The 24,854-nt window shown below is 72.0% G+C and carries 20 protein-coding genes and 2 pseudogenes; 11 read left to right on the forward strand and 11 right to left on the reverse strand.

Annotated elements, in window-relative coordinates; all coding sequences use genetic code 11:
* Nucleotide 1: 1 nt before the first annotated feature.
* The 3 genes from ABZU43_RS25425 to ABZU43_RS25435 all read left to right on the forward strand — a co-directional run bounded on the left by ABZU43_RS25425 (nt 2) and on the right by ABZU43_RS25435 (nt 3,789).
* Nucleotides 2-970, forward strand: a complete 969-nt coding sequence (locus ABZU43_RS25425) for a carbohydrate ABC transporter permease (protein WP_355008968.1) — start codon at nt 2-4, stop codon at nt 968-970.
* 68 nt (nt 971-1,038) lie between these two features.
* A complete protein-coding gene (locus ABZU43_RS25430) occupies nt 1,039-2,085 on the forward strand; it encodes a LacI family DNA-binding transcriptional regulator (protein ID WP_091405707.1) in 1,047 nt (348 codons plus the stop codon).
* A gap of 30 nt (nt 2,086-2,115) precedes the next feature.
* Entirely contained in the window at nt 2,116-3,789 is a 1,674-nt protein-coding gene (locus ABZU43_RS25435) for a glycoside hydrolase family 13 protein (protein ID WP_355009014.1), read from the forward strand.
* Nucleotides 3,790-3,914: 125 nt separating this feature from the next.
* Here the strand turns inward: ABZU43_RS25435 and ABZU43_RS25440 are convergent, their stop codons facing one another.
* The 3 genes from ABZU43_RS25440 to xylA form a co-directional block, all read right to left on the reverse strand.
* Complete coding sequence (locus ABZU43_RS25440) at nt 3,915-5,348, reverse strand: MFS transporter (RefSeq protein ID WP_355008969.1); 1,434 nt, start codon at nt 5,346-5,348, stop codon at nt 3,915-3,917.
* 95 nt (nt 5,349-5,443) lie between these two features.
* Nucleotides 5,444-6,871 carry a xylulokinase gene (gene xylB, locus ABZU43_RS25445; RefSeq protein WP_355008970.1) on the reverse strand — a complete coding sequence of 476 codons (1,428 nt, stop codon included), beginning with the start codon at nt 6,869-6,871 and terminating at the stop codon, nt 5,444-5,446.
* 9 nt (nt 6,872-6,880) lie between these two features.
* Nucleotides 6,881-8,068: a xylose isomerase gene (gene xylA, locus ABZU43_RS25450; protein ID WP_355008971.1), complete on the reverse strand. Its 1,188-nt coding sequence runs from the start codon at nt 8,066-8,068 to the stop codon at nt 6,881-6,883.
* A 78-nt stretch (nt 8,069-8,146) separates the two neighbouring features.
* On the opposite strand from xylA, the gene ABZU43_RS25455 reads away from it, so the two are divergent.
* Together ABZU43_RS25455 and ABZU43_RS25460 are read left to right on the forward strand one after the other, a co-directional pair.
* Nucleotides 8,147-9,385: an ROK family transcriptional regulator gene (locus ABZU43_RS25455; protein ID WP_355008972.1), complete on the forward strand. Its 1,239-nt coding sequence runs from the start codon at nt 8,147-8,149 to the stop codon at nt 9,383-9,385.
* A gap of 93 nt (nt 9,386-9,478) precedes the next feature.
* A pseudogene (locus ABZU43_RS25460) lies at nt 9,479-9,553 on the forward strand (hypothetical protein); the annotation flags it as partial.
* Between the two features lie 47 nt (nt 9,554-9,600).
* Here ABZU43_RS25460 and ABZU43_RS25465 read toward each other — a convergent pair.
* Nucleotides 9,601-10,227, reverse strand: coding sequence for a MarR family transcriptional regulator (locus ABZU43_RS25465; protein WP_355008973.1), 627 nt, complete (start codon nt 10,225-10,227; stop codon nt 9,601-9,603).
* A gap of 97 nt (nt 10,228-10,324) precedes the next feature.
* On the opposite strand from ABZU43_RS25465, the gene ABZU43_RS25470 reads away from it, so the two are divergent.
* Nucleotides 10,325-11,455, forward strand: a complete 1,131-nt coding sequence (locus ABZU43_RS25470; protein WP_355008974.1) for a PP2C family protein-serine/threonine phosphatase — start codon at nt 10,325-10,327, stop codon at nt 11,453-11,455.
* 7 nt (nt 11,456-11,462) lie between these two features.
* Here ABZU43_RS25470 and ABZU43_RS25475 read toward each other — a convergent pair whose 3' ends face one another.
* From ABZU43_RS25475 to ABZU43_RS25505, 7 genes are all read right to left on the reverse strand, one after another.
* Nucleotides 11,463-12,929: a sugar transferase gene (locus tag ABZU43_RS25475; RefSeq protein WP_355009015.1), complete on the reverse strand. Its 1,467-nt coding sequence runs from the start codon at nt 12,927-12,929 to the stop codon at nt 11,463-11,465.
* Nucleotides 12,930-13,160: 231 nt separating this feature from the next.
* Nucleotides 13,161-14,918: a substrate-binding domain-containing protein gene (locus ABZU43_RS25480; RefSeq protein ID WP_355008975.1), complete on the reverse strand. Its 1,758-nt coding sequence runs from the start codon at nt 14,916-14,918 to the stop codon at nt 13,161-13,163.
* Nucleotides 14,919-15,076: 158 nt separating this feature from the next.
* Nucleotides 15,077-16,114: a lactonase family protein gene (locus tag ABZU43_RS25485; RefSeq protein ID WP_355008976.1), complete on the reverse strand. Its 1,038-nt coding sequence runs from the start codon at nt 16,112-16,114 to the stop codon at nt 15,077-15,079.
* An 87-nt stretch (nt 16,115-16,201) separates the two neighbouring features.
* The gene (locus ABZU43_RS25490; protein ID WP_355008977.1) at nt 16,202-16,804 is read right to left on the reverse strand and encodes an ATP/GTP-binding protein; all 603 of its coding nucleotides are present in this window, start codon (nt 16,802-16,804) and stop codon (nt 16,202-16,204) included.
* A complete protein-coding gene (locus ABZU43_RS25495) occupies nt 16,785-17,174 on the reverse strand; it encodes a DUF742 domain-containing protein (protein WP_355008978.1) in 390 nt (129 codons plus the stop codon). Before ABZU43_RS25495 ends, ABZU43_RS25490 begins: the two co-directional genes overlap by 20 nt.
* Nucleotides 17,164-17,586, reverse strand: coding sequence for a roadblock/LC7 domain-containing protein (locus ABZU43_RS25500; RefSeq protein WP_355008979.1), 423 nt, complete (start codon nt 17,584-17,586; stop codon nt 17,164-17,166). The genes ABZU43_RS25495 and ABZU43_RS25500 overlap by 11 nt, the downstream gene beginning before the upstream one ends.
* Nucleotides 17,586-20,090, reverse strand: a complete 2,505-nt coding sequence (locus tag ABZU43_RS25505; RefSeq protein WP_355008980.1) for a nitrate- and nitrite sensing domain-containing protein — start codon at nt 20,088-20,090, stop codon at nt 17,586-17,588. The genes ABZU43_RS25500 and ABZU43_RS25505 overlap by 1 nt, the downstream gene beginning before the upstream one ends.
* A gap of 287 nt (nt 20,091-20,377) precedes the next feature.
* Between ABZU43_RS25505 and ABZU43_RS25510 the strand changes: the two genes are divergently transcribed.
* The 5 genes and pseudogenes from ABZU43_RS25510 (at nt 20,378) to ABZU43_RS25530 (ending at nt 24,751) form a co-directional block, all read left to right on the forward strand.
* On the forward strand, nt 20,378-20,971 hold the full coding sequence (locus ABZU43_RS25510) for a hypothetical protein (RefSeq protein ID WP_355008981.1): 594 nt from the start codon (nt 20,378-20,380) through the stop codon (nt 20,969-20,971).
* Nucleotides 20,972-21,258: 287 nt separating this feature from the next.
* Nucleotides 21,259-21,447 (forward strand): annotated as a pseudogene (locus ABZU43_RS25515) (hypothetical protein); the annotation flags it as partial.
* A gap of 822 nt (nt 21,448-22,269) precedes the next feature.
* Entirely contained in the window at nt 22,270-23,928 is a 1,659-nt protein-coding gene (locus ABZU43_RS25520) for a sodium:solute symporter family protein (protein ID WP_355008982.1), read from the forward strand.
* Between the two features lie 16 nt (nt 23,929-23,944).
* Entirely contained in the window at nt 23,945-24,253 is a 309-nt protein-coding gene (locus tag ABZU43_RS25525; protein WP_355008983.1) for a hypothetical protein, read from the forward strand.
* A gap of 111 nt (nt 24,254-24,364) precedes the next feature.
* On the forward strand, nt 24,365-24,751 hold the full coding sequence (locus ABZU43_RS25530) for a hypothetical protein (protein ID WP_355008984.1): 387 nt from the start codon (nt 24,365-24,367) through the stop codon (nt 24,749-24,751).
* The last annotated feature ends 103 nt before the right edge of the window (nt 24,752-24,854 follow it).

Here is a 24,854-nt window from a genome sequence, read left to right on the forward strand (position 1 = left end):
GATGACCACCGCAACGCCCACCGTCGCCGCCGGCACCCAGAAGACCGACGGCACCCCGACCAGCGCGGCCGGCCGGGTCCGCAAGCGGTTGAACAGCCGCACCGCGACGCTCGTCTCGATCGTCATCGCGGTGGTCTGGACCATCCCGACCTTCGGGTTGCTCGTCTCCTCCCTCCGCCCGGAGGACGAGATCAAGACCACCGGCTGGTGGACGGCCTTCACCAACCCGCAGTTCACCTTCGAGAACTACGAGCAGGTCCTGTTCGGGCGCTCGTCGTCCTCCGGGCAGCTCGCCGGTTCCTTCATCAACTCGCTGGCGATCACCATCCCGTCGGTGCTGTTCCCGCTCGCCTTCGCGTGCCTCGCCGCGTACGCGCTGGCGTGGATCAACTTCCGCGGCCGGGACTGGGTCTACATCGCGATCTTCGCGTTGCAGATCGTGCCGTTGCAGATGGCCCTGGTGCCGCTGCTGAGGTTCTTCTCCACCGGGGTCAGCCTCGGCGGCGTCACCCTGATGCCGGCCTGGGACCTGGTCGACGAGCAGAAGTTCGCCCAGGTGTGGTTCGCCCACACCTGCTTCGCGCTGCCGTTCGCCGTCTTCCTGCTGCACAACTTCATCTCGCAACTGCCGGGGGACCTGATGGAGGCGGCCCGGGTCGACGGGGCCACCCACCCGAAGATCTTCCGCACCATCGTGCTGCCGCTGATCACCCCGGCGCTGGCGGCGTTCGGCATCTTCCAGTTCCTCTGGGTCTGGAACGACCTGCTGGTCGCGCTGATCTTCGCGGGTGGCGGTGACGAGACCGCTCCGCTGACCGTCCGGCTCGCCGAGATGGCCGGTACCCGGGGCAACGAGTGGCAGCGCCTGACCGCCGGTGCGTTCGTCAGCATCGTCGTACCCCTCATCGTGTTCCTGTCCCTGCAGCGCTTCTTCGTGCGAGGTCTGCTCGCCGGCAGCGTCAAGGGCTGACCGCGCGCCCGCCGCCGCCTGGCCCCTCGGGCGGCGGCGGGCGCTCCGGGCACCGAGCGGGGGAAACCGTGACGAGGATCGATGATGTGGCCCGGCTGGCCGGAGTCTCCACGGCCACCGTCTCGCGGGCGCTGCGCGGACTGCCGACGGTCTCGGCCGCCACCCGGCGCCGGGTGCTCGCCGCCGCCGAGCAACTCGACTACGAGGTCTCGCCGAGCGCGTCCCGGCTCGCCGGGGGCCGGACCGGCACGGTAGCGGTGGTGGTCCCCCGGATCACCCGCTGGTTTTTCAGCACCGTCGTCGAGGCGGTCGAGGAGTACCTCCACCAGTCCGGCTACGACCTGCTGCTCTACAACCTGGGCGGCCGGGAGCAGGTCCGCCAGCGGGTCCTGCGGACGGCCAACCTGCACAAACGGGTGGACGCCATGATGCTGGTCGCCACACCGCTGCGTCCGGCCGACCTGACCGCGCTGGCCACGCTGGAACTGCCCGGTGTCACCATCAGCTCGGGCAGCAGAGTGCCCAACTGGCCGTGCGTACGGATCGACGACGTGGCGGCCGCGCGGGTCGCGACCAAGCATCTGATCGACCTCGGCCATCACCGGATCGCCCACATCTCCGGCGACCCGGACGACGAGTTGGCCTTCACCACCCACCTCGACCGACGCCGGGGTTACCAGGCGGCGCTGCGCTCCGCCGGCCTGCGACCCGACCCCACCCTGGACATCGAGTCCACCTTCACCATCGACGGTGGCAACCGGGCCACCGCCGAGTTGCTGGCCCGCGGCGAGCCACCGACCGCGATCGTCGCCGCCTGCGACGAGATGGCGATGGGCGCGATGACCGCCCTGCGCGACGTCGGGCTGCGGGTGCCGCAGGACGTCAGCGTGGTCGGCATCGACGACCACGACCTGGCCGGTGTGCTCGGGCTCAGCACCGTCGCCCAGCCCGCTGCCGAGCAGGGCCGGCTGGCCGCCCAGATGTTGCTCGACCCGCTCGGGGCCCGGCCTCCGGGGCCCATCGTCAGTCAACGGGGTGCCGGTTGCGACACTCCGGTGGTCCTGCCCACCCGGTTGGTGGTCCGGGACTCGACGGCACCACCCCGGGCACACTGAAGTCCACACACCGCAACACAGGAGACGACCCTGAACACCGACCCGACGCAGCAGACCCCCTCCGGTCCCCCGGCCACCGGCTGGTGGACCGAGGCCGCCATCTACCAGATCTACCCCCGCTCGTTCGCCGACTCGGACGGGGACGGAATCGGTGACCTGCCCGGCATCACCGCCCGCCTCGACCACCTGGTCGAGCTGGGCGTGGACGCGGTGTGGCTCTCCCCCTTCTACCCCTCGCCGCAGGCCGACGCCGGCTACGACGTGGCCGACTACCGCGACATCGACCCGCTGTTCGGCACCCTCGCCGACGCGGACAAGCTGATCGCCGAGGCCCGGGCCCGCAACCTGCGGGTGATCGTCGACCTGGTTCCGAACCACACCTCGTCGGCGCACCGCTGGTTCCAGGCCGCGCTGCCGGCCGCGCCCGGCAGCGCGGAACGGTCCCGGTACGTCTTCCGGGACGGCCGTGGTCCGGCCGGCGACCAGCCGCCGAACGACTGGCAGAGCGTCTTCGGTGGTCCGGCCTGGACCCGGACGGTCGACGCCGACGGACAGCCCGGCCAGTGGTACCTGCACCTGTTCGACACCGGGCAGCCGGACCTCAACTGGGACAACCCGGAGGTGCACGCGGAGTTCCTGGACGTGCTGCGCTTCTGGTTGGACCGCGGCGTGGACGGCTTCCGGGTCGACGTCGCGCACGGCCTCATCAAGCAGGCCGACCTGGCCGACTGGCAGGAGCCGCAGGAAATCCTCTCCGGTAACGAGATCGACAAGCCCCGCCCGCCGATGTGGGACCAGGACGGCGTGCACGAGATCTACCGGCAGTGGCGGCAGGTGTTGGACAGCTACCCCGGCGAGCGGGTGCTGGTCGCCGAGGCATGGGTGGAACCGGCCGAGCGGCTGGCCCGCTACGTCCGCCCGGACGAGATGCACCAGGCGTTCAACTTCGAGTACCTGCTCGCCGCATGGAGCGCACCGGCGCAGTACGCGGTGATCACCCGTTCGTTGGAGGCGACCGACTCGGTGGGCGCACCGACGACCTGGGTGCTGTCCAACCACGACGTGGTGCGGCACGCCTCCCGGCTCGGCCTGCCGATCGGCACCGTACGCCCCAATGGCATCGGCATCGGCGACCCGCAGCCGGACGCCGCACTCGGTCTGCGCCGGGCCCGGGCGGCCACCCTGCTGATGCTGGCGCTGCCCGGCTCGGCGTACCTCTACCAGGGTGAGGAGCTGGGGCTGCCCGAGCACACCACACTGCCCGACGAGGCCCGGCAGGACCCGACCTGGGCACGCAGCGGGCACACCCAACGCGGCCGGGACGGCTGCCGGGTGCCGATCCCGTGGGAGGCCGACGCCCCGTCGTACGGCTTCGGGCCGACCGACGCGAGCTGGTTGCCGCAGCCCGCGCTCTGGGCGGAGTACGCGCTGGACCGCCAGCGCGACGTGCCCGGTTCGACGTACGAGCTGTACCGCACGGCGTTGCGGTTGCGCCGTGCCCACGGGCTGGGTCGCGGCACCCTGGAGTGGTTGTCCTCGGGTGACGAGGTGCTGAGCTTCCGCAACGGTGAGCTGACCGTGCTGACCAACTTCGGTGCCGCCCCGCTGCCGGTGCCGGCCAACGCCGAGGTGCTCGCCGCCAGCGCGCCCCTGGACGACGACGGTGCGCTCCCGGCCGACGTCACCGTCTGGCTGCGGGGCTGATCCGCACGCCGTGAGGGGCCAAGATCCGCGCAACATCAGGGATGTTGGCCCCTCACGCTCGCCCAAGGCAGCACCTTCCCTGATGTTGCGGGGATCAGGGAGAGTACGTCGGCGGTCAGAGGCGGTCAGAGGCGGTCGGCCCGGGCGTGCAGCAGGTCGTGCACGTTGTCGATGTCCGCCGGTGAGGTTCGCGAGGCGAGCCAGTACATGACCCCCGTCGGGATGAAGAAGAGCTGGAACGCGGCCAGCCCGACGGCGAAGTTCAGCGGTGGCGGGAAAGCCGCTCGCAGCGCCTGGAAGGCCACCCCGACCAGCCCGTTCCCGGCGGCGCGACCGACCCCGTTCACCAGGTTGCCCAGGCTGTAGACAGTGCCCCGGTGCTCCGGTGGGTTGACGTCGGCGATCAACGCGAACCAGTTCGGCGAGTTGGCCGACGTCAACGCGAGCGCCACGATGGCGGTGAGCAGGCTCAGCCCGACCGACGGCTCGGTGAACACACTGGCCAGTACCGCACCCACCACCGCGCCGCCGCTCGCGCCGTCCGGCACGTCGATGGTCACCGGCACGAAGAACAACACCAGGTAGAACGGCAGCGCGGCGAGGATGCCGATCGAGGCGACGAGTGCCCGACCTCGCGGAGTACGCCGTTGCACGGCGTCACCGATCAGCCCGCCCACGATGGACAGCACCCCACCGAGCTGGAACAGGGTGGCGAAGACGCTGCCCACCACCACAGCTGTCGACGTGGAGTAGCCCTGGGCCTCGGCCCGTTCGGCGAACAGCACCGGCAGCCAGACTAACGAGCCGAACGCGGCCTGCGCGGTCAGACCCTGCAGGATCAGCCACCGGTTGGTCCGTCGGGCCAGGATGCGCGGCAGGTCGGCGCGGGTGATCCGGTAGTCGTACTCGGCGCCGGCGTCCAACCTGCCGGCCAGTTCCGGCTCGCTCTGGCCACGCCGGACGTCGTACGTGAACAGGTAGGCCACCGTGGCGACGAGGCCGACGCCGGTCAACAGCAGGAACGGCCGACGCCAGTCGGCAGCCCCGAGCAGCCCACCGAGGAGAGTGCCCGCGAGGGTGCCGACCCCCTGGGAGAGCCCCCAGAAGCTCATCACCAGCCCGCGTCGGGTCGGCGAGATCAGGTCGGTCACCACGGAGAAGCCCACCGAGCCGACCGCGCCGAGACCGACCGCAGCGACCAGTTGCGCGGCCAGGAACGTCAGGTAGCCGCCGGCGAGCGCGCTGCCGCCGGTGCCCGCCGCCCAGAGCAGGGTGCCCACCATGAGCAGCGGTTTGCGGTTGGTGTGGTCTCCGACGTACGCCCAGCCGACCGCCGCGACCGCGCTGACCAGGAAGCTGACCGCGGTGACCACGCCGAGCAGCCGACCGGACACGTCGAACGCGTCGGAGATCGGGCCGTACAGCGGGGGGACCAGCCCGATCGCCACGTTGTCCAGCGAGGCGAGCAGCACGAACACCGCCACGCTGTACAACCGGTGCGCCCGCCCACCGCCCCGACCGTGCGGGCGCAGGCCGGGCCCGCCACTGGTCACCGTCATGACCGGCAGCCAACCAGACCGTGTGCAGGAGGTCGTCACGCGGGTGGGTGCCGGTCACCGTCGACCGGCACCCACCCGCGCGTCGATCCCGACGGTCAGCGCCGGTCGAGCACCAACCCGCGTGCCGCGGCGTACTGGTCGCGCACCGCGGGGACGGCCGCCGCCGCGTACTCCTCGGTGCCCTCGACCGCCCAGACCGGTGGCGCGTCGCCGCCCAGGGCGACCCAGGCGGCCTGACGGGCGGCACCGTCGGCGACGTACTCCCCGGCCGGCGGGACGACGACCGGGCAGCCGAAGACCTGCGGGGCGATCTGCCGCACCGCGGCCGACCGGGCCCCGCCGCCGATCAGGATGACCCGGCGAGCGGTCGCGCCCTGCGCGGTCAGCGCGTCCAACCCGTCGGCGAGCGCGCAGAGCATGCCCTCCACGGCGGCCCGCGCCAGGTGCGCGGGGGTCGACGTACGCAGGGTCAGGCCGTGCACCGCGCCGGTGGCGAGCGGTCGGTTCGGCGTCCGCTCACCCTCCAGGTAGGGCACCATGACCAGCCCGTCCGCCCCGGCTGGCGCGGAGAGCGCCAGCTCGGCCAGCTCGTCCAGGTTGACGCCGAGCATCGCCGCGGCGGCGTCCAGCACCCGGGCCGCGTTGAGCGTGGCGACCAGCGGCAGGAAGCGACCGGACGCGTCGGCGAAGCCCGCCACCGCACCACTCTCGTCAGCGGCGGGCACGTCGGCGACGCTGAACACGGTGCCGGAGGTGCCGATCGAGACGATCACGTCACCGGGCCCGGCGCCGACACCGAGCGCGGCGGCGGCGTTGTCCCCGGTGCCCGCACCGAGCAGGGCCCCGCCCGGCCCACCCAGTACGTCGGACAGCTTTCCCGCCGAATCCGCCGGACCGAGCACCTCGGGCAGCACCAACCGCCGGCCGAAGCCCCGCTCCAGCAGGTCCAGCCGGTACTGCCCGGTGGCCGGCGACCAGTAGCTGGTGCCGCTGGCATCACCCCGGTCGGTACGCAGCGCGTCCAGCCCTGGTGCTCCGGCGAGCCGCCAGGTCAGCCAGTCGTGCGGCAGGCAGACGGCCGCCACCTGGGCTGCCCGCTCCGGCTCGTGGGTGGCCAGCCAGCGCAGCTTGGTGAGGGTGAAGCTGGCCACCGGAACGCTGCCGGTGGCCTCGGCCCAGAACCGACTCCCGGCCGAGCCGCCGCCGGCCTCCTCGATGAGGTCGGCGGCGGCGTCGGCGGACCGGGTGTCGTTCCACAGCAGCGCCGGGCGGACCACCCGGCCGTCCTCGTCGAGACACACCATGCCGTGCTGCTGGCCGGCGACGGAGATCGCCGCCACGTCGGCCAACCCGCCGGCCTGGTCGGCGGCGCTACGCAGCGCCTGCCACCAGGCTTCCGGGTCGACCTCCGTGCCGTCCGGGTGCGGTGCCCGGCCCTGCCGGAGCAGGGCACCGGTCTCCGCGTCCCGGATCACCACCTTGCAGGACTGGGTGGACGAGTCGACGCCCGCGACCAACGGCATGGCGGGGCCTCAGCGGGCGCCGAGCAGGTGCTCGACGGCGAGCTGGTTGAGCCGGACGAAGGCGAAGCCCCGGGCGGCCACCGCGTCGACGTCGACGTCCTCGAACGCGGACCGGTCGGCAAGGAGCTCCTCGTAGCCCTCGCCGTCGTTGAGCGTCGGCGTGCTCAGCTCGCCGACCTTGCTGGCGGCGAGCGCCTCGACCACCTCGGGGTCGGCGCGGAACGCCGCTGCCCGCTCCTTGAGCAGCAGGTAGGTGCTCATGTTGGCCGCCGCGGAGGCCCACACGCCGTCCATGTCCTCGGTGCGGGACGGCTTGTAGTCGAAGTGCCGGGGGCCGTCGTAGGCCGGACCGCCGTTGGGGCCGCCGTTCTCCAGGAGGTCCACCAGGGCGAACGCGTTCATCAGGTCACCGTGGCCGAAGACCAGGTCCTGGTCGTACTTGATGCCGCGCTGGCCGTTGAGGTCCAGGTGGAACAGCTTGCCCTGCCAGAGCGCCTGGGCGATGCCGTGGGCGTAGTTGAGCCCGGCCATCTGCTCGTGCCCGACCTCCGGGTTGAGGCCGACCAGCTCGGGGTGCTCCAACTGCGAGATGAAGCCGAGCGCGTGCCCGATGGTCGGCAGCAGGATGTCGCCGCGCGGCTCGTTGGGCTTGGGCTCCAGCGCGAACCGCAGGTTGTAGCCCTTGTCGATGGAGTACTGGGTGAGCAGGTTGACGGCCTCGCGGTAGCGGTCCAGGGCGGCGCGGACGTCCTTGGCGAGGTCGTACTCGGAGCCCTCGCGGCCACCCCACATGACGAACGTGCTGGCACCCAGCTCGGCGGCCAGGTCGACCTGACGCAGCACCTTGCGCAGCGCGTACCGGCGGACGTCGCGGTCGTTGCTGGTGAAGCCGCCGTCCTTGAAGATCGGGTGGGTGAAGAGGTTGGTGGTGACCATCGGCACCACCAGGCCGGTCTCGTCGAGGGCCTTGCGGAACCGGGCGATGTGCTGGTCCCGGGTGGCCGCGTCGACGCCGAACGGGATCAGGTCGTCGTCGTGGAAGGTGATGCCGTACGCGCCCAGCTCGGCGAGCCGGTGCACTGCCTCGACCGCGTCGAGCTCGGGACGGGTGGCGTCACCGAACGGGTCGCGGGCCTGCCAGCCCACGGTCCAGAGCCCGAAGGAGAACTTGTCGGCGGGGGTGGGACGGGGTGCCATGAGCAACCTCCGGGGTGGTGTTGTCCGCTATTTGTTCAGCGATTGAATTATTTGCCCACCCTATGGCACTGTCAAGGGGTGAGCCTCACCCACGCCCCTGCCGGCGCTGTCCGTCAGGGCAGCCTGCGCGAGCTCAACCTCGCCCTGGTCCTCGGCCGGATCGCCACGGCCGACCGACCTCCCTCCCGGGCCGACCTGGCGACCGCGACCGGCCTGACCAGAGCCACCGTGTCCGCGGTGGTCGAGGACCTGCTCGCCGGCCGGCTGGTCAGTGAGTCCGACCCCGCGCCCCGCTCGGGCGCCGGCCGCCCGGCGCGCGGACTGGTCCTGGCCGATCAGGGGCCGGCCGGGCTCGGGCTGGAGGTCAACGTGGACTACCTGGCGGTCTGCGTGGTGGACCTCGCCGGCCAGGTCCGGCACCGCACCGTGCACCGGGCCGACCTGCGCCCGGTGGCCCCCGCCGACGCCCTGGCCCGCCTTGTCGAGATGGCCGGGGCAGCCCGCGAGGACGCCGCCCAGCGCGGCCTCACCCTGGTCGGGGCCGCCCTGGCGGTGCCCGGCCTGGTGGACGACGCCGGGCTGGTCCGGCTCGCGCCGAACCTCGGCTGGCATGACGTGCCGGTGCCGGCGCTGCTCGCCGAGCACCCTCCGCTGATCGAGCAGGTGCCCGGCATCCCCGCACTGGTGGTGGACAACGAGGCCAACCTCGCGGCGCTCGGCGAGCTGCACTCGCAGCCCACCGGCAGGTCAAGCTTCCTGCACATCTCCGGCGAGGTGGGCATCGGTGCCGGCATCGTGCTGGACGGCGCGCTGTTTCGCGGCGTACGCGGGTGGAGCGGCGAGATCGGGCACCTTCCCGTGCACCCCGAGGGCCGTCCGTGCCGCTGCGGCGGGCAGGGCTGCCTGGAGCAGTACGCCGGCCAGGAGGCGATCGTGGCCGCCGCCGGGCTGGCCCGGGCGGAGCTTCCCGCAGACACCGCGACGGCCCGGTTGGCCGAGTTGGCCGAGGCCGGCGACGCCGACGCGCTGCGGGCGCTGCGCGACGCCGGAACGGCACTCGGCGTCGCGGTGGCCGGCGTCGTCAATCTGCTCGACCTGGACACCGTGGTGCTCGGTGGCGGCTACGCGGCGCTCGCGCCCTGGCTGTGCCCCCCGGTCCTCGCCGAGATCGGTGCCCGGGTGCTCACCGCGGCCTGGTCACCGGTCACGGTCCGTCCGTCGACGCTCGGCGCGGAGGCCGCCGCGGTAGGCGCCGCCGGCTCGGTGGCCCGCCGGATCGTCGCCCAGCCCGCAGGCTGGCTGGCCCGCGCCGGCTGATCGCCCCGCGCTGACCGGCTCCGTGCCCGGGCTGGCCGAAGCACTGGCCGGCGCTTCGCCGAGAGCCTGGTTCACCTCGATCCGGGCGATCTGCTGCTCGCGTACACCGATGGGGTGACCGAGGCGCGCGACCCGCGCGACGCGGCGATGTTCGGCGAGGCCCGGCTGCGGGCCGCGCTCGTGGCGGCGGCCGGGCGACCGCCCGGCCGGCTCGATCAGGCGGTACGCGCCACCGGCGGGCCGCCGCCCGGCCACTCCCTGGTGGTGCCGACCGATCGTTCCGGACCGCCCGACGAACCCGTCCACCCCGTTCGGGTCTGCCGACCCGAATCGCCCGACCAGTCCCCCGACCGCCCACCGGGCCGGTCCGGGCCGTCCGGCCAGTCCCCCTGGTCCGTCGGCTCATCCGACGCCGGCGCGTGCTTCGCCTGCTGGCGGCGGGCGGTCTCGTCGAACTCCCGCATCCCGCGCAGCAGCGCGTCGCGGCCCTCCCGGCTCATCCCGGCCAGCACGGCGGCGAGTTGGCCCTGGCGGTCGGCCCGCAGCTCGGCGACGAGCCGGCGAGCCTCCGGGGTGAGGTGCAGCGAGATCTCCCGCCGGTCGAAGCGGCCCGGCTCACGCTCCAGCATGCCGGCGGCGACCAGCCGGTCGCAGAGACGGCTGGCGGAGCTGAGCAGCATGTCGAGTCGGGTGGCGAGCCGACGCAGGTTGATTCCGTCGTACTGCTCCACCACCATCACCGCCCGCAACTGGGCTCCGGACACGCGGTTGGCGGTCCCCTCCCGAGCAGACTCCCAGATGCCCAGCAGGGCAGCGGCTGTCACATCCAGTGCGGCAGCCATACTCGTCTCAGGGTCCGTCGGACGGTTCAGTTCGGCCATGGTGGCCCGAGAGTACTCCGAACCTCCTGGTGGTCGAGCTTTCAGTGAAGGACTGACGATGAGCGAACCGGTCAATCGGGCACGACGTGCCTTGAACGAGACACCAGCTGACCGGCTCGTCGGTGGCATCGGGGACGTGCTCGCCCAGTCGTACGGGATCACCGACGTCGAGCTCTACCAGGTCGACTACCGGATCGCGGAGCTGCTGCCACTCGGCGAGGACGACTCGATCACCAGCCCCGGGCACCCGGCCTGGCGCGCCTTCGACCACCAGTCGCCGATACTGGCCGACGGCACTGCCTGGATCCCGGTCACCATGCGTGGCGAACGTCGAGGGGTGCTGCGCCTGTCACCCGTTCCGGACGACCGGGACGTCGTCGCCGCGCTGGCCGAGATCGCCACCGCGCTCGCCCACGAGGTGGCGGCGGTCTCCGCCGGCACCGACGTCTATCTGGCGGCCAAGCGCACCCAACGCCTCACCCTGGCCGCCGAGATGCAGTGGGACCTGCTCCCCGGCCGCAGCCGGATCCGACCCTCGTTCAGCCTGGCCGGGCAGTTGGAGCCGGCGTACGCGGTGCGCGGCGACAGCTTCGACTGGTCCGACGACGGGGAACGGGTCTGGTTGTCCACCATCAACGGCACCGGTGAGGGGGTGGCCGCGTCCCTGCTCACCTCGCTGGCCACCCACGCGCTGCGCAACGCGCGTCGGGCCGGGCTGAGCCTGGCCGACCAGGCCGCCCTCGCCGACCAGGCCATCTACGACCTGTACCGGGGCGAGCAGCACCTCTCCGCGTTGCTGATGGAGTTGGACCTTCGCTCCGGGATGATGACGGTGGTGGATGCCGGCTCACCCCGGCTGGTCCTGCTCCGCGACGGGGACGTCACCGAGCAGCCACTGGAGGCGCAGTTCCCGCTGGGCATGTTCGAGGCGACCGACTACCACGAGCAGAAGTTCCCGCTGCAGCGCGGCGACCGGGTCTTCGTGGTCAGCGACGGGGTGGTGGAGGCCACCGGTCAGCACATGCGCTACGGCGAGACGGCACTGGACCGGTTCCTGCGCCGGACCGGGCCGATGGCCCCCCTGGACGCCGTCCGGTCGCTGATCGGTGATCTGCGCGCGTTCGTGTCGGGTGACCTGGTCGACGACGCGGTGGTCGTCTGCCTGGACTGGACCGGCCCGCAGCCGTGACCGGTGGTCAGTACGCGCCGCGGCCGTTCAGCACCGCGCCGAAGGTCTTCCAGAGGATGGTGAGGTCGGCGGCGAGGGACCAGTTCTCCACGTAGTAGAGGTCCAGCCGGATGCCGTCCTCCCAGCTCAGATCGGAGCGGCCACTGACCTGCCACAGGCCGGTCATTCCGGGCTTGACCAGCAGCCGTCGGGCCACGTCACCGTCGTAACGGGCCACCTCCGAGGGCAGCGGCGGGCGGGGCCCGACCAGGCTCATCTGCCCGAGCAGCACGTTGACCAACTGCGGCAGCTCGTCCAGTGACCATTTGCGCAGCAGCCGGCCGACGCGGGTCACCCGGGGGTCCTGGCGCATCTTGAACATCAGGCCGTCGGTCTCGTTGCGCGCGGTCAGCTCGGCGAGCAGCGCGTCCGCGTTCACCACCATGGTGCGGAACTTGAACACGCCGAACTCCTGCCCGCCCCGGCCGACCCGGACCTGCCGGAACAGCACCGGGCCCCGGCTGTCCAGTTTGATGGCCAGCGCGATGAACGCGATCAGCGGCAGCAGCACCGCCAGCGCCAACGACGAGACGGACCGGTCGACGAAACCCTTCACCAGCTTGCGCACCCCGCGGAACTCGGGCGCCTCGACGTGGATCAGCGGCAGGCCGGCGACCGGGCGGGTGTGGATGCGCGGGCCGGCGACGTCGGTCAGCGCGGGTGCCACGACCAGGTCGATGCCGGTCCCCTCCAACTGCCAGCCGAGTCGGCGCAGCCGGGCCGCGGTCAGCTCACCGGAGGCGGTCACCGCGACCGTGTCCGCGCCGATGGCGGTGGCGGCCTCCGGGATGCCCCGGAAGGACCCCACCACCGGCACGTCACCCAGCCGCTGCGCCACCGGCGCGAGCAGCGCGTCCGGGATGCAGGCGCCCACCACCTGGTAGCCGGCGTACGGCTCGCGGCGCAGCGTGTGGACCAACTCCAACACGTGAGCGGTGTCGCCGACCACCAGCACCTTGCGGGACCAGCCGGCACCCAGCGAGCGGGCCCGGTGCAGCCGCTTACGGGCGGCGAACCGCGCCACCTCCAGCCCGACGGTGCCCACCGCGAAGGAGATGCCCAGGAAACCCCGGGAGACGCCGACATCGGCGATGTAGCCGATGATGGCGATCGCCCCGGCCAGGCGCAGGCTGGCTGAGCTGACCCGCCGGTACTCGTCCGCACCGTAGCCGATCACCCGGTCGTCGTAGCAGCCGAGCGCCTTGAGCGAGATCAGCCAGGCCAGCACCAACCCGGGGGCGACCAGCACGTACGGGATTTCCGAGCCGGTCGGCTCGTCGTCACCGAAACGGGCGACGTACCCGATCAGCAACGCGATGATGAGGATGGTGGTGTCCAGCACCACCAGAACGCGGACGTAGGACCGTTCGTCGGCGCGCGCCACCAGCCCGGCGCGTCGATCGTCCGGCTCCGCCGACGTGGCGGGGGTCAACAGTGTCGCCACGCTCACCGGCCCTCCCACTCTGTACAGGATGGCCCCGGCCGACGGGTCGGTCCGGAGGCGGACCGACTATGCCGGAACAGTCGACATCCTGCCTTGACAACTATGACTGCCGATTGCTTCCGACGTATTGCCGTCACTTTTCTTCAACAACCTGGTGGCCGAAAAGGGGCCTGCCACACCGAATCGACGGTACGGCAGGCCCCTGGACGTCTGAGCGTCGGATCAGCGCGGCGCTGGCGGACGCCGTGCGATGGCGCTGAGGAAGATGCTGCCGATCTCGCTCGGGTCCTTCGTGACGAAGACGTCGCCACCGGTCACCTTGGTGATCGACTCCAGCTCTGCCTTGCTGACGCCCTCGCCGATACCGATCATGATGACCTGGACCGGCCGCTCCGGGTCGGCGATCTGCTTGAGCTTGCTGAGCAACTGCTGCTGGTTGAGGCCGTTGTCGTCCTCGTTCTTGCCGTCGGTGAACAGCACGATCGAGTTGACCCGGCCCGGCTGCCAGTTTTCCTGCACCGCCTGGTACGCGGCCAGCATGGTGTCGTAGAGGCCGGTGTCACCGCTGGAAGGCTTGACGGTGGCGAGCGCGCCCTCCAACTGGGCCCGCTGACCGGAGAGCGGCCCGATCGGGACCAGCTCCCGGTAGTCCCGGTTGCCGACGAGCCTGGTGGAGAAGGTCCACAGGCCGATCGACCAGGAGTCGTCGAAGAGGCCGAGGCCGCGACGGGCCGCGTCGACGGTCACCTCTTCCCGGCTGCGGTTGTTGGCGCTGGGCACCGGGTCCTTCATCGAGCCGGAGACGTCGATGACGGCGAGCATCCGACCGGACTGGGTGGCGATCGACCAGCTGGAGACGACCCGCTGGATGGCGGCCGGGTCGAGGCCACCCGCCGCGGTGCCGCCGTTCGCCGGTGCGGTCGGCGCGCCGCCGGACGGGCTCGGAGCACCCTGTGGCGCCTTGAAACCATCGCCCCAGTTGCCGTCCGGCGCGCGCAGCGACTGCGCGGCGAGCCGGTTACGGAAGGTCGGGCTGGTGAGCAGCTCGTAGAGCACCTTGGCCGCCGACGCCTTGCTCGGCTCGATGCCGGGCAGGACCGCGTACGGGTAGTCCAGCGGCATCGGCGCCGGCTCCATGTAGAGCGCGGCCAGCGGCACCGGCGGCTTCTTGCTGTTGTACGCGATCACGTCTTCTTCGGACAGAGCCGCCGCGCCGAGACCGCTCGCGATGGACGTCGAGTCGTTGGCCGTGGGGAAGCGGGCCAGCAGGTCGTTGCGGAGCGAGGAACGCCCGGTGGCCAGTGCGCGGAGCGCCCCGACGGTGTTGCGCTGGGCGTCGCCGCCGGCGCCGTTCGCCGCGGCGGTCAGCGAGAGAAGACCGGACAGACCCGCAGCGTCGCGGGTCGGCTCGACGATTCCGGTCCGCAGCGGAGAGCTGGTGTTGTTGACCTGCTTGAGCAGGTCGGTCCAGTTGAACTTCTTGTCCGGCCAGCCCAGTCGGGTGGCGATCGGCTCGGGCATCGCGACGACGATCGGGCTGCGCGCGATGGACTGGCCGTTGGTCGGAGCGAACGCCGTCGCGTCCTTCTTCAGCCGCAGCAGCCAGGTCGAGGAGTCGGGCACCCAGACGTCCGGGCTGACGGCGGTGCCACTGGCCTGCCCCACACCGGCCAGCAGGGCCCCATGCTTGGCCGCCACCACGGCCGCCACGTCGACCGGGTCGGACGCGGACACGTCGACGCGGATGCAGGTCGGGCCCACCGCCGCGCCGTCCTTCACCCACTGGGACGCGGCAGCGTCCACCGCTGGCGCGAGTTCGGAGGCGACCGCCACGGCTAGTCGGATCTCTCCCGAGCAGCTGGGCTGGATCAACTCCTGGTAACCGAACCACGCGCCCGTCGTCACGACGAGCACACCCGCCGTTGCGGCGGCGGCGGCTAGGTGGAGTTTCGAACGCATGCGATGGCGGCCTGCTGACACGGTGACCATCTTGCGTACTAGGTGCCGTCTCTGCCACATCCGTTCGGACTAAAGTTACGGAGGAGAAACAGTTGACCACTTTTTTGCAACACAGAGTGACGGGGCAGCCTCGCGGCGTTGCCAAACCAGTGCCACCCTCACGTCTTCTTAGCGAGCGTTCAGGGCAGGACGCACGTCGGGCTCGGCACCGGCACCGGCTCGCCGGCCGCCTCCAGGACGCCGGTGTCGGCGTCGCGACGGAACACCCGCACCATGTCCGCCCGCTCGTCGGCGACGTAGAGGTGCTCCCCGATGAGGGCGAAGTGTCGGGGCCACTCCCCTCCGGTGTCCACTTCGGCCACCAGCTCGGGCAACTCCCCGGCCACCGCGAAGACCGCCAGCGTCCCCACCCCACGGTTGGCGACGTAGAGGAACCGCCCGTCCGGGGCGACCGCGACCTCCGACGGCTGGACGTGACCCGCGCGCTCGCTCGCCTCGACCCGCCCGCGCTGGTGCAACGCGCCGTCGTCGGTCAGCTCGTAGGCGGTGACCGACGCGTCCAGCTCACCGACGACGTAGCAGCGCCGTCCGTCCGGGTGCCGGGCCAGGTGCCGGGGGCCGGTGCCGGGCTTCGTCCGCATCCGGGGCGCGCGCGGCACCAGTCGTCCGGTCGCCTCGTCCAGGTCGTACCGGTAGACCGAGTCGGTGCCGAGATCCACGCCGAAGATCGGCCCCTGGCCCGCACCGGGCGAGACCATGTGGGCGTGAGCGTGGTCCTGGCGCTCCGGGTCGGGGCCGTGCCCCTCGTGCACCACCAGGTCGGTGCGCTCGCCGGGCACGCCCTGCGGGTCGAGCGGGAAGACCGCGATGCTGCCGCTGCCGTAGTTGGCCGCCAGCAGGTGACCGCCACCGGGCAGCACAGCCAGGTGGCAGGGCTCCGCGCCGCCGGTCGACCGACTGCCGAGCGGGTCCAGCGCGCCGTCCGCACCGACCTGCCAGGCGCTGATCTCGCCGTCCGTCAGCTCGTTGACCGCGTAGAGCACCGGCTGGGTGGGGTGCCGCACCAGGAAGGAGGGGGACGGGGTGACCGCCACCGTGCCGAGCGGGGTCAGCGCCCCGGTCCTCGGGTCGTGACGCGCGGCGACGATGCCGCTGCCCCGCCCGCCGCTCTGCGCGGTGTAACCCCCGATGTGGACGACCTCACCCTGACCGCTCACGCCCAACTCCTCCGCCGGCAACCTTCGTTGATCCAACCAGAGGCTGCCCGCGTTGCCCGCCCGTTAACCGGGTTTCCGGCCCGGATCTCAGGCCGCCGGCACCGGCTCGCCGCGCTGTCGGGCGACGTGCTCCACCAGAGAGATCAGAACCATCTTCCCGGACTGCCGGTCCCGGGCGTCGCAGAGCACCATCGGTACGTCCGGGTCCAGGTCGAGCGCTCGGCGTACGGTCTCCAGGTTGAACCGGCGGGAGTCGTCGAAACAGTTCACGCCCACCACGAACGGGATTCCCCGCTGCTCGAAGTAGTCGATGGAAGGAAAGCAGTCGGCCAACCGCCGGGTGTCGGCGAGCACCACGGCGCCGAGCGCGCCGAAGGCCAGCTCGTCCCAGAGGAACCAGAACCGGTCCTGACCCGGCGTGCCGAACAGGTAGACCTGAAGGTCCTCGTTGATGGTGATGCGGCCGAAGTCCATCGCCACAGTGGTGGTGGACTTGCCCTCCACGCCGGAGAGGTCGTCGGTGCCGATCCCGGCACCGGTGAGCACCTCCTCGGTCTGCAACGGACGGACCTCGCTCAGGGCGCTCACCAAGGTCGTCTTGCCAGCTCCGAAGCCTCCCGCGATGAGGATCTTCAGTGCCAGCGGGATGGTGGTGCTGGTGCCCACCTGGTCATAGCGCACGGAGTCCACTGACCACCGCCTTGAGGATGTCGTCGTCGGGAAGGATGCCGGCGGCCGGCGGCTCGTGCACCGCGACCAGGCCCTCGGCGAGGAGATCACCGAGCAGTACCCGGACCACGCCGACCGCGAGGTCCAGCTCGGCTGCCAGTTCGGCCACCGACACCGGCCGGTGGGCCAACGTGACCAGCCGTCGATGCTCCGGCAGCAGATGCGAGTGGCTTGTCGCGTCGACGTCCGAACCGGCCAACACGAACGCGACCAGGTTGAATCCGTCGACGGCGGGGCGTACTCGGCCTCCGGTGAGGGTGTACGGGCGCATCACCGGGCCGGCTTCACCGTCCAGCCACTCGTGCTGCGGCCCGGGCGGTTCAGTCCGCATCTCCGGCACCCGCCGCCGATCGGGCTGGCGCGGCGAGGCTCTCCCCCACGCGGATCACCAGCATCGCCATCTCGTACGCGACCAGCCCGATGTCCGCGTCGGCGTCGCTCACCACGGCCAGGCAGGCACCCTGCCCGGCGGCGGTGACGAAGAGGTACGCCTCCTCCATCTCCACCACTGTCTGCCGGACCGGGCCGCCGTCCACGTGCCGGCTGGCGCCTCGGGCGAGGCTGGAGAAGCCGGCGGCGAGCGCACAGAGGTGCTCGGCGTCGGAGCGCTCCAGCTCGGCCGAGCAGCCGAGCAGCAGGCCGTCGGCGGAGAGCACCACCGCCTCGCGGGCGGCGGGTACCCGTTGCACCAGTTCGTCGAGCAACCAGTCCAGGCCGGCGCTCTGCTTCGTCGAATGCCGCACTAGGCGTCCCTCTCAGTCGCGGTCGGGGGTTCGGGGGTCGTCGGCGGGTCGGTGGAGGCCGCCTGGACCGCCGTGCCGGTCGACACAGCCGGGCCGGTCGATGCAGCCGGGCCGGTCGATGCAGCCGGGCCGGTCGATGCAGCCGGGCCGGTCGGCGCTGGGCCGGTCGATGCAGCCGGGCCGGTCGGCGCTGGCGGGCCGGTCGGCGCTGGCGGGCCGGTCGGCGCTGGCGGGCCGGTCGGCGCTGGCGGGGTGATGGCGGTGGCGCGTCCGCGCGCCGTGCCGGCCTGGAGCGCCGCCATCACCTGGCGGACCTCCTCCGGCGAGCGGGGCGACGGCATGTCGGTGACGGTCGAGCGGGGCTGGGCGGCGGGGGTACGACGTCGCACCCGGCGGGGCAGACCATCCAGCTCGTCGTCCGGCTCGTCGGGGGTGGCCGACCCCTCGGCGGGTGCGACGGTAGAGGTCGGCGCTCCGGCGGGCGGGGCCGTGCTGGCGGACGGGGCCGTCGGCGGGCGGGTACGGGGACGGGTCACGGCGCCCCGGCGCGCCGTCCGGGCCAGCCGCCGGCTCGGGTCGGCCGACGCGGTGTCGAGCGTGGCGGGGTCGGGGCCGGCCGGCGGCTCGGTGGTGACCAGGTCGCCGGGGACCAGCACGACGGCAGTCACGCCCCCCTCCCCGGATGGGCGCAACAGCACCCGTACGCCGTGCCGGGCCGCCAGCCGGGCGACCACGAACAGGCCGAGTCGGGCGCTCTGCGCCGGGTCGAACTCGGGCGAGCTGGCCAGTCGGGTGTTGGCGGTCTCCAGTGCCGCGACGGACATGCCCAGCCCCTGGTCGGTGATCTCCAGGGCGTACCCGTCGGCCACCTGCGCCCCGGTGACGGTGACCCGGGTGTCCGGCGGGGAGAAGGCGGTGGCGTTCTCGAACAGCTCGGCGAGCAGGTGGATGACGTCGCCGACCGCCCGCCCGAGCACGCCGGCCGGCTGCACGGCCTTGACGTCCACCCGTTCGTACGCCTCGACCTCGGAAATCGCGCCACGGATCACGTCGACCATCGCGACCGGGTTCCGCCAACCCCGACCGGGCGCGGAGCCGGCGAGGATGACCAGATCCTCGGCGTGCCGGCGCAGCCGGGTGGCCAGGTGGTCGACCTGGAACAGCTCGGCCAGTTCGTCCGGGTCCTCGCTACGCCGCTCCATCCGGTCCAGCAGGTGCAACTGACGGTGCACCAGGCTCTGGCTGCGTCGGGCGATGTTGAGGAAGACCTCGTTGAGCCCGCGACGCAGGGTGACCTCGTCCACCGCGGCCTGGACGGCGGTGCGCTGCACCTCGGTGAAGGCGCGCCCGACCTCCCCGATCTCGTCGTGGCCGTACTCCAGTGGCGGTGCCTCCCGGGCGACGTCGACCTGCTCGCCACGGCGCAGCCGGGCCACCACGTCGGGCAGCCGGTGCTCGGCCAGCTCCAGCGCCGCGGTGCGGACGCCGCTGAGCCGGCGGACCAGGGTGCGGCCGACCCGCAACGCCACCAGCACCGAGACGACGACTGCGACGAGCCCGAGTACGCCGGCGGCGGCCAGCCGCACCAGGATGCGGACCGCCATCGGCACCGAACGGTCGGCGAGAGCGTCGGCCTCGGACAGTTCGAAGTCCCGCAACTGCTGCTGTACCGCGTCCTGGCTGGCCTGCCAGGCCGCGGCGTCGACAGTCGGCCGGCCGGACCGGTTGGGCACGACCAGGGCGTCCTGCATGCTGCGCAGCCGGGTGAACGCCTCGCTCTCGGTCAACCGCTGGTACGCGACCCGGCTGCTCTCGGGCAGGTCTGCCACGGCGCTCTCGGTGAGCCACCGTTGGTTGCCGATGGCCTGGACGAGCTGCGTGTGCTCCCCCTCGGCGAACCGTCCGGCGGTCAGCGCGCCGGCCAGCAGCGCGTCGCTCTGGCCGAGCAGTTCCCGGGAGCGACCCAGCGCGGTGAGCGCCAACGCCTGCCGGTTGATGTCCGGGTCGGTGAGGGTCGCCATGCCGGCGAACGCCTGGAAGGCCGCGGCGACCATGCCGCTGTAGAGGCCGATCGCACCGGCCCGGTCCACCTTGCGCTCGTCGATGAACCTCCGCCCGTCGGGTAGCGCCGCCAGGGAGTTGACCAGCTGGTCGACCCGGGTTTCCAGCAGGTCGTCGGCGGCGTCGCGCAGCGGTTCCCCGTCCACCCGGCGGCGCAGCTCGGCGACCGCCCGGTCGGTGCGCCCGCGCTGCTCGGCGAGGGCGGGCAACTCGGTGTCGCCGGCGAGCTGCACCACCGAGAGTCGGCGTTCCCGTTGCAGCTCGGTGACCACCGTCTCGCCGGGGCGACCCAGGTCGTACAACAGGGTGCGGGCGGAGAGAAGGTTCAGGGCGGGACCGAAGGTCAGCGTGGTCGCGAAGATCCACAGCGCCAGGAGCGCGGTCACCGGCGCGACGACCAACGCGGTCAGCTTCGAGCGGATCGGCCAGTCGCGGGTTTTCATCAGACCTCGCCCGTACAGGGTGGCAGGAGGGGTGCCGGCACCGCCGGGCACCGCGCCTGCCGGCTGCGCGCCCGGCCGCGTCGCCGGGCACCGGCGCGGGCGCCTTGGGCAGGATACGTAATCGGAGGCTGTTTCACTACCGCCCGTGTCGTCACCGCCCAAGCGCCGCTTCCGGGATGAATCAGGCCTCGGCTGGTGAGTGGTTGCGCCCCTCGTCAGGAAAGTGTCTCGGATCGGGATTGGCGATCACTGCGCGGAGGGAATAGCAGAGGGCGAAGGAGGAGCCCATGTCGCCCACGCAGATAGTCGTCATCGTGCTCGTCGTGCTGGTGATCGTCGCGGTGCTGGCCGTGGCCGCCCGCTCGCTCAACAACCGCCGGGCCCTGCGCAACCGGTTCGGGCCGGAGTACGACCGGGTGGTGGCGGAACAGGACAGCCGGTCCGCCGCGGAGCGCGAACTGCGCGACCGGGAACGCCGGCATGCCGAGCTCACGCTCACCCCACTCACCCCGGAGTCCCGGGCTCGCTACGCCGCGGCCTGGGAGGAACTCCAGGTCCGCTTCATCGACTCCCCCGGCGAGACGGTGGGCGACGCAGACGTTCTGGTCACCCGGCTCATCGAGGAGCAGGGCTACCCGACCGGTGACTTCTCCGACCAGATCGCCCACCTCTCCGTCGAACACGCCCGCACTCTGACCAACTACCGGGACGCGCACGAGATCCACCTGCGCAACTCCCGGGGCGAGGCCAGCACCGAGGAGCTGCGGCAGGCGGTCGTGCACTACCGCGCACTCTTCGCCGACCTGCTGGGCGAGGAGCCGGTCGGCCACCGCACGCCCGAACAGCGCCACCACCCGGACCACGACGCCACGAGCCGCTGAGGAGGCCACCGATGCGCCAGGAAGAGCAGCAGCAGGTGAGCAACGATCACCCGGAGGCCGTCCGCTCCGCGCCCGTGCCGGTACCCCCGGCCGGCGACCGGGCCGACCGCTCCGACGTCCCGGAGGACGCCCTCGACGACCGGGGCACCTTCGACGACCAGACCGCCGCCCACGAGCGGGCCGACGACACCGACCGGGACGCCGCGTACGACCCGGCCGAGGACGAGCTGACCGACGACTCCGACCCGCGCCACCGGCGCGACGGCCTGTCCACCGACGAGGGCGGTTTCCACGAGCCGGGGCCGCTGCCGACGACGTTCGGCGCCACCACGGTGGCCGACGCGGTGGCCGCCTCCGCGCTGGCCAGCCCGCACCCGCAGGATCAGCCGGACCCGAGGGCCGAGCGGACCGCCCAGCCGGGCGACGGCGCCGAGGACGGTGAGCGGGAGGGCCTGCGCGCCGACCCCACCGCCGAGTTGCACCGCCGCGACGCGTACGTCGACGACAGCACGGACGTCGACGACCGCACCAACCTGGACGACAGCACGGACGTCGACGACCGCGCCAACCTGGACGACCGCACGGACCTGGACGACCGGGACGACTCGGACACGTCCGCGCGCACCGTCGTCGCGCCGGGGAGCACCGACGGCGACCCTGAGCGGCGCGGCGACCTGACCGGCGACCGGGACGCCGCCACGGCGGGCGCGGCCGGCTACGGCAGCGCGACACCCGAGATGGTCGACCCGGACGCGGACGGCGAACCGGTTCCCGGCGACGACACCAGCCCCACGCTGGAGTCCGCCGGAACGTCCCGATCCGCCGGGTCGACAGTCGCCACCGAGGCGGCCACGCTCCTCGACACGGACACCGCGCAGGGCTTCCGGGACCGCTGGCGGGACGTGCAACTGCGTTTCGTCGACGACCCGCAGGCTGCTGCCGGTGAGGCGCAGTCACTGGTGGAGGAGGCCATCCAGGCCCTCTCCTCAGCGCTGGCCGCCCAGAAGAGCACGCTGGGCGGGTGGCAGGACGCCGGCTCGGCTGACACCGAGCAACTGCGGATGGCGGTCCGCAACTACCGGGACTTCCTGGACCGCGTACTCGGCCGCTGAGTCCACCCGAGCGACACTGGCGCCCCGGCCGAAACGGCCGGGGCGCCCTTCTGCGTACCGATCCAGCCAGACCGACCGAACGGCCCAGACACGCCCGGGCGCGACCTCGGGGAGTGAAACCGCGCGGACGGGGTAATAGGGCGCGCGCGAACTAGGCAGCGCGGACGTCCGACGAGGGGTGACGGGATGGACGGCGACGGTCTCCGGCTCAACATGAACGGCCTGGACTACCTGATCCTGGCGCTGTACTTCGTCACCGTCCTCGGGGTCGGTTTCGCCGCGCGCCGGGCCATCCGGACCAGCGTCGACTTCTTCCTCTCCGGCCGCTCCCTGCCGGCCTGGGTGACCGGTCTCGCCTTCGTCTCGGCGAACCTGGGCGCGTTGGAGATCATCGGAATGGCCGCCAACGGGGCCCAGTACGGCGTCATGACGGTCCACTACTACTGGATCGGCGCGGTCCCGGCGATGGTGTTCCTGGGCATCGTGATGATGCCCTTCTACTACGGCTCCAAGGTCCGCAGCGTGCCGGAGTACCTGCGGCTGCGCTTCAACCGCCCCACCCACCTGCTCAACGCGATCAGCTTCGCCGTCGCCCAGGTGCTGATCGCCGGCGTGAACCTGTACGCGCTGGCGCTCGTCATGCAGGCGCTGCTCGGCTGGCCGCTCTGGACGGCGATCGTGGTCGGCGCGGCGATCGTGCTGGCGTACATCACCATCGGCGGCCTGTCCGGGGCGATCTACAACGAGGTGCTCCAGTTCTTCGTCATCCTGGCCGGCCTCATCCCGGTCACCGTGATCGGCCTGGTCAAGGTCGGCGGGTGGAACGGCCTGATGGACGCGGTCGGCGACACCAAGCTCGGCGAGGCCGGCCTGCACGCGTGGCAGGACACCGGCAGCACGGCCAACCCGCTGGGCGCGCACTGGATCGGCATCGTCTTCGGCCTCGGCTTCGTGCTGTCGTTCGGCTACTGGACGACGAACTTCGCCGAGGTGCAGCGGGCCCTCTCGGCCAAGAACATGAGCGCCGCCCGGCGTACGCCGATCATCGCCGCGTACCCGAAGCTGTTCATCCCCCTGGTCACGATCATCCCCGGCCTGGTGGCCCTGGTCACGGTGAAGGGCCTCGGCGCGGAGAGCGGCGACCTGCAGTACAACAACGCCATCCCGCTGCTGATGCGCGACCTGCTCCCCAACGGCGTGCTCGGGGTCGCGGTCACCGGCCTGCTCGCCTCGTTCATGGCCGGCATGGCGGCCAACGTGAGCGGCTTCAACACCGTCTTCACCTACGACATCTGGCAGGCGTACATCCGCCGTGACCGGTCGGACGAGTACTACCTGCGCGTCGGCCGGTGGGCGACGGTCGCCGCCGTGGTGATCGGGATCGGCACCGCGTTCATCGCGGCCGGGTTCAGCAACATCATGAACTACATCCAGGCGCTCTTCTCCGTCTTCAACGCGCCGCTGTTCGCCACCTTCATCATCGGCATGTTCTGGAAGCGGATGAGCGCGCTGGCCGGCTTCTGGTCGCTGCTGCTGGGCACCCTGGTGTCGCTGAGCCTCTACCTGCTCTACAAGGGCGGGGTGATCGATTTCAACTCCGACCTGGAGGAAAGCTTCTGGGGCGCCGGTCTGGCGTTCGTCACGGCGGTGGTGGTCGCCGCGATCGTCACCCCGCTCACCGCACCCAAGCGGGACGAGGAGTTGCGCGGGTTGGTGTACGGAATGGGCGGCGTCGACCTGAAGGGCGACGTGCTCGCCGGGGACGCCGCCTGGTACCGCTCCCCGGTGCTGCTCGGTCTGATCGCGGTCGCGCTGGCCGCCCTCTTCTACATCCCGGTCTTCTGAGGAAAGGGGTCGGCAGATGAGCAACGACGGCCAGCCGGCACAGGACCCACTGATCGACGAGGCACAGGCGGAGCAGCGGCGCTCGGCCGCGGCCCGGTTGTTCGACATCCGCCGGGTGATCGGTGGCCTCTTCGTCGCGTACGGGGTCATCGTCACGCTGATCGGCATCTTCGACAGCCGAGCCGAGATCGACAAGGCCGAAGGCGTACGGATCAACCTGTGGGCCGGGCTGGCGATGCTCGTGTTCGGTCTGCTCATGCTGCTCTGGCAGTGGTGGCGCCCAGCGGAGGCGCCGGAGCCGAACGAGCAGCAGCCCGACGCCTGACCGGACTGCGCTGGCACGGCCCGCCCCGACCACCGGGCGGTGCGGCATGAGGGCGGCACGAAGGGGTACGCGGGGGAATCAGGCACCGTGTCGGACCCAGGAGGCAGCACCATGACCGATCGCGATGGCCAACCGCCGCTGGAGGACAGCCCCGAGGTGGCCTCGGCGGTGGACGATGACGCCACCGTGCCGCAACTGCGGACCGGAGGTGGCCCGGACCGGGACACGCCGGGCTTCGCCGAACCCCGCAGTCGACCGGGCGACCTCGCACCCGACACCGACGAGCTGATCGGCGACCCGTACGCCGCCGGCACCGGGGCGACCGGGACGGGCACCGGTGCCGGCGGGGACAACATCCGCACCGGGGGCGAGCAGCCCTGGGAGCCGGAGGACCTGGTGATGGCCCGCGGGCAGGATCTGACACCGGAGAACCTGGAAAAGGCCCGCCGTGACCTGGCCGAGCAGGGCCAGGCGGCGATCGAACGCACAGTGCCCTGATCGGGCCGACAAAAAGGGGGGGTCCCCGGCCCGACCTGTGACGGTCGAGCCGGGGACCCGGGGGGAACCTGCTGCCAGCAGTGCCTCACCAACCACTGGCAGC

Origin of the sequence: Micromonospora sp. NPDC005205, from assembly GCF_040608275.1 — a bacterium.
GTDB lineage: Bacteria > Actinomycetota > Actinomycetes > Mycobacteriales > Micromonosporaceae > Micromonospora.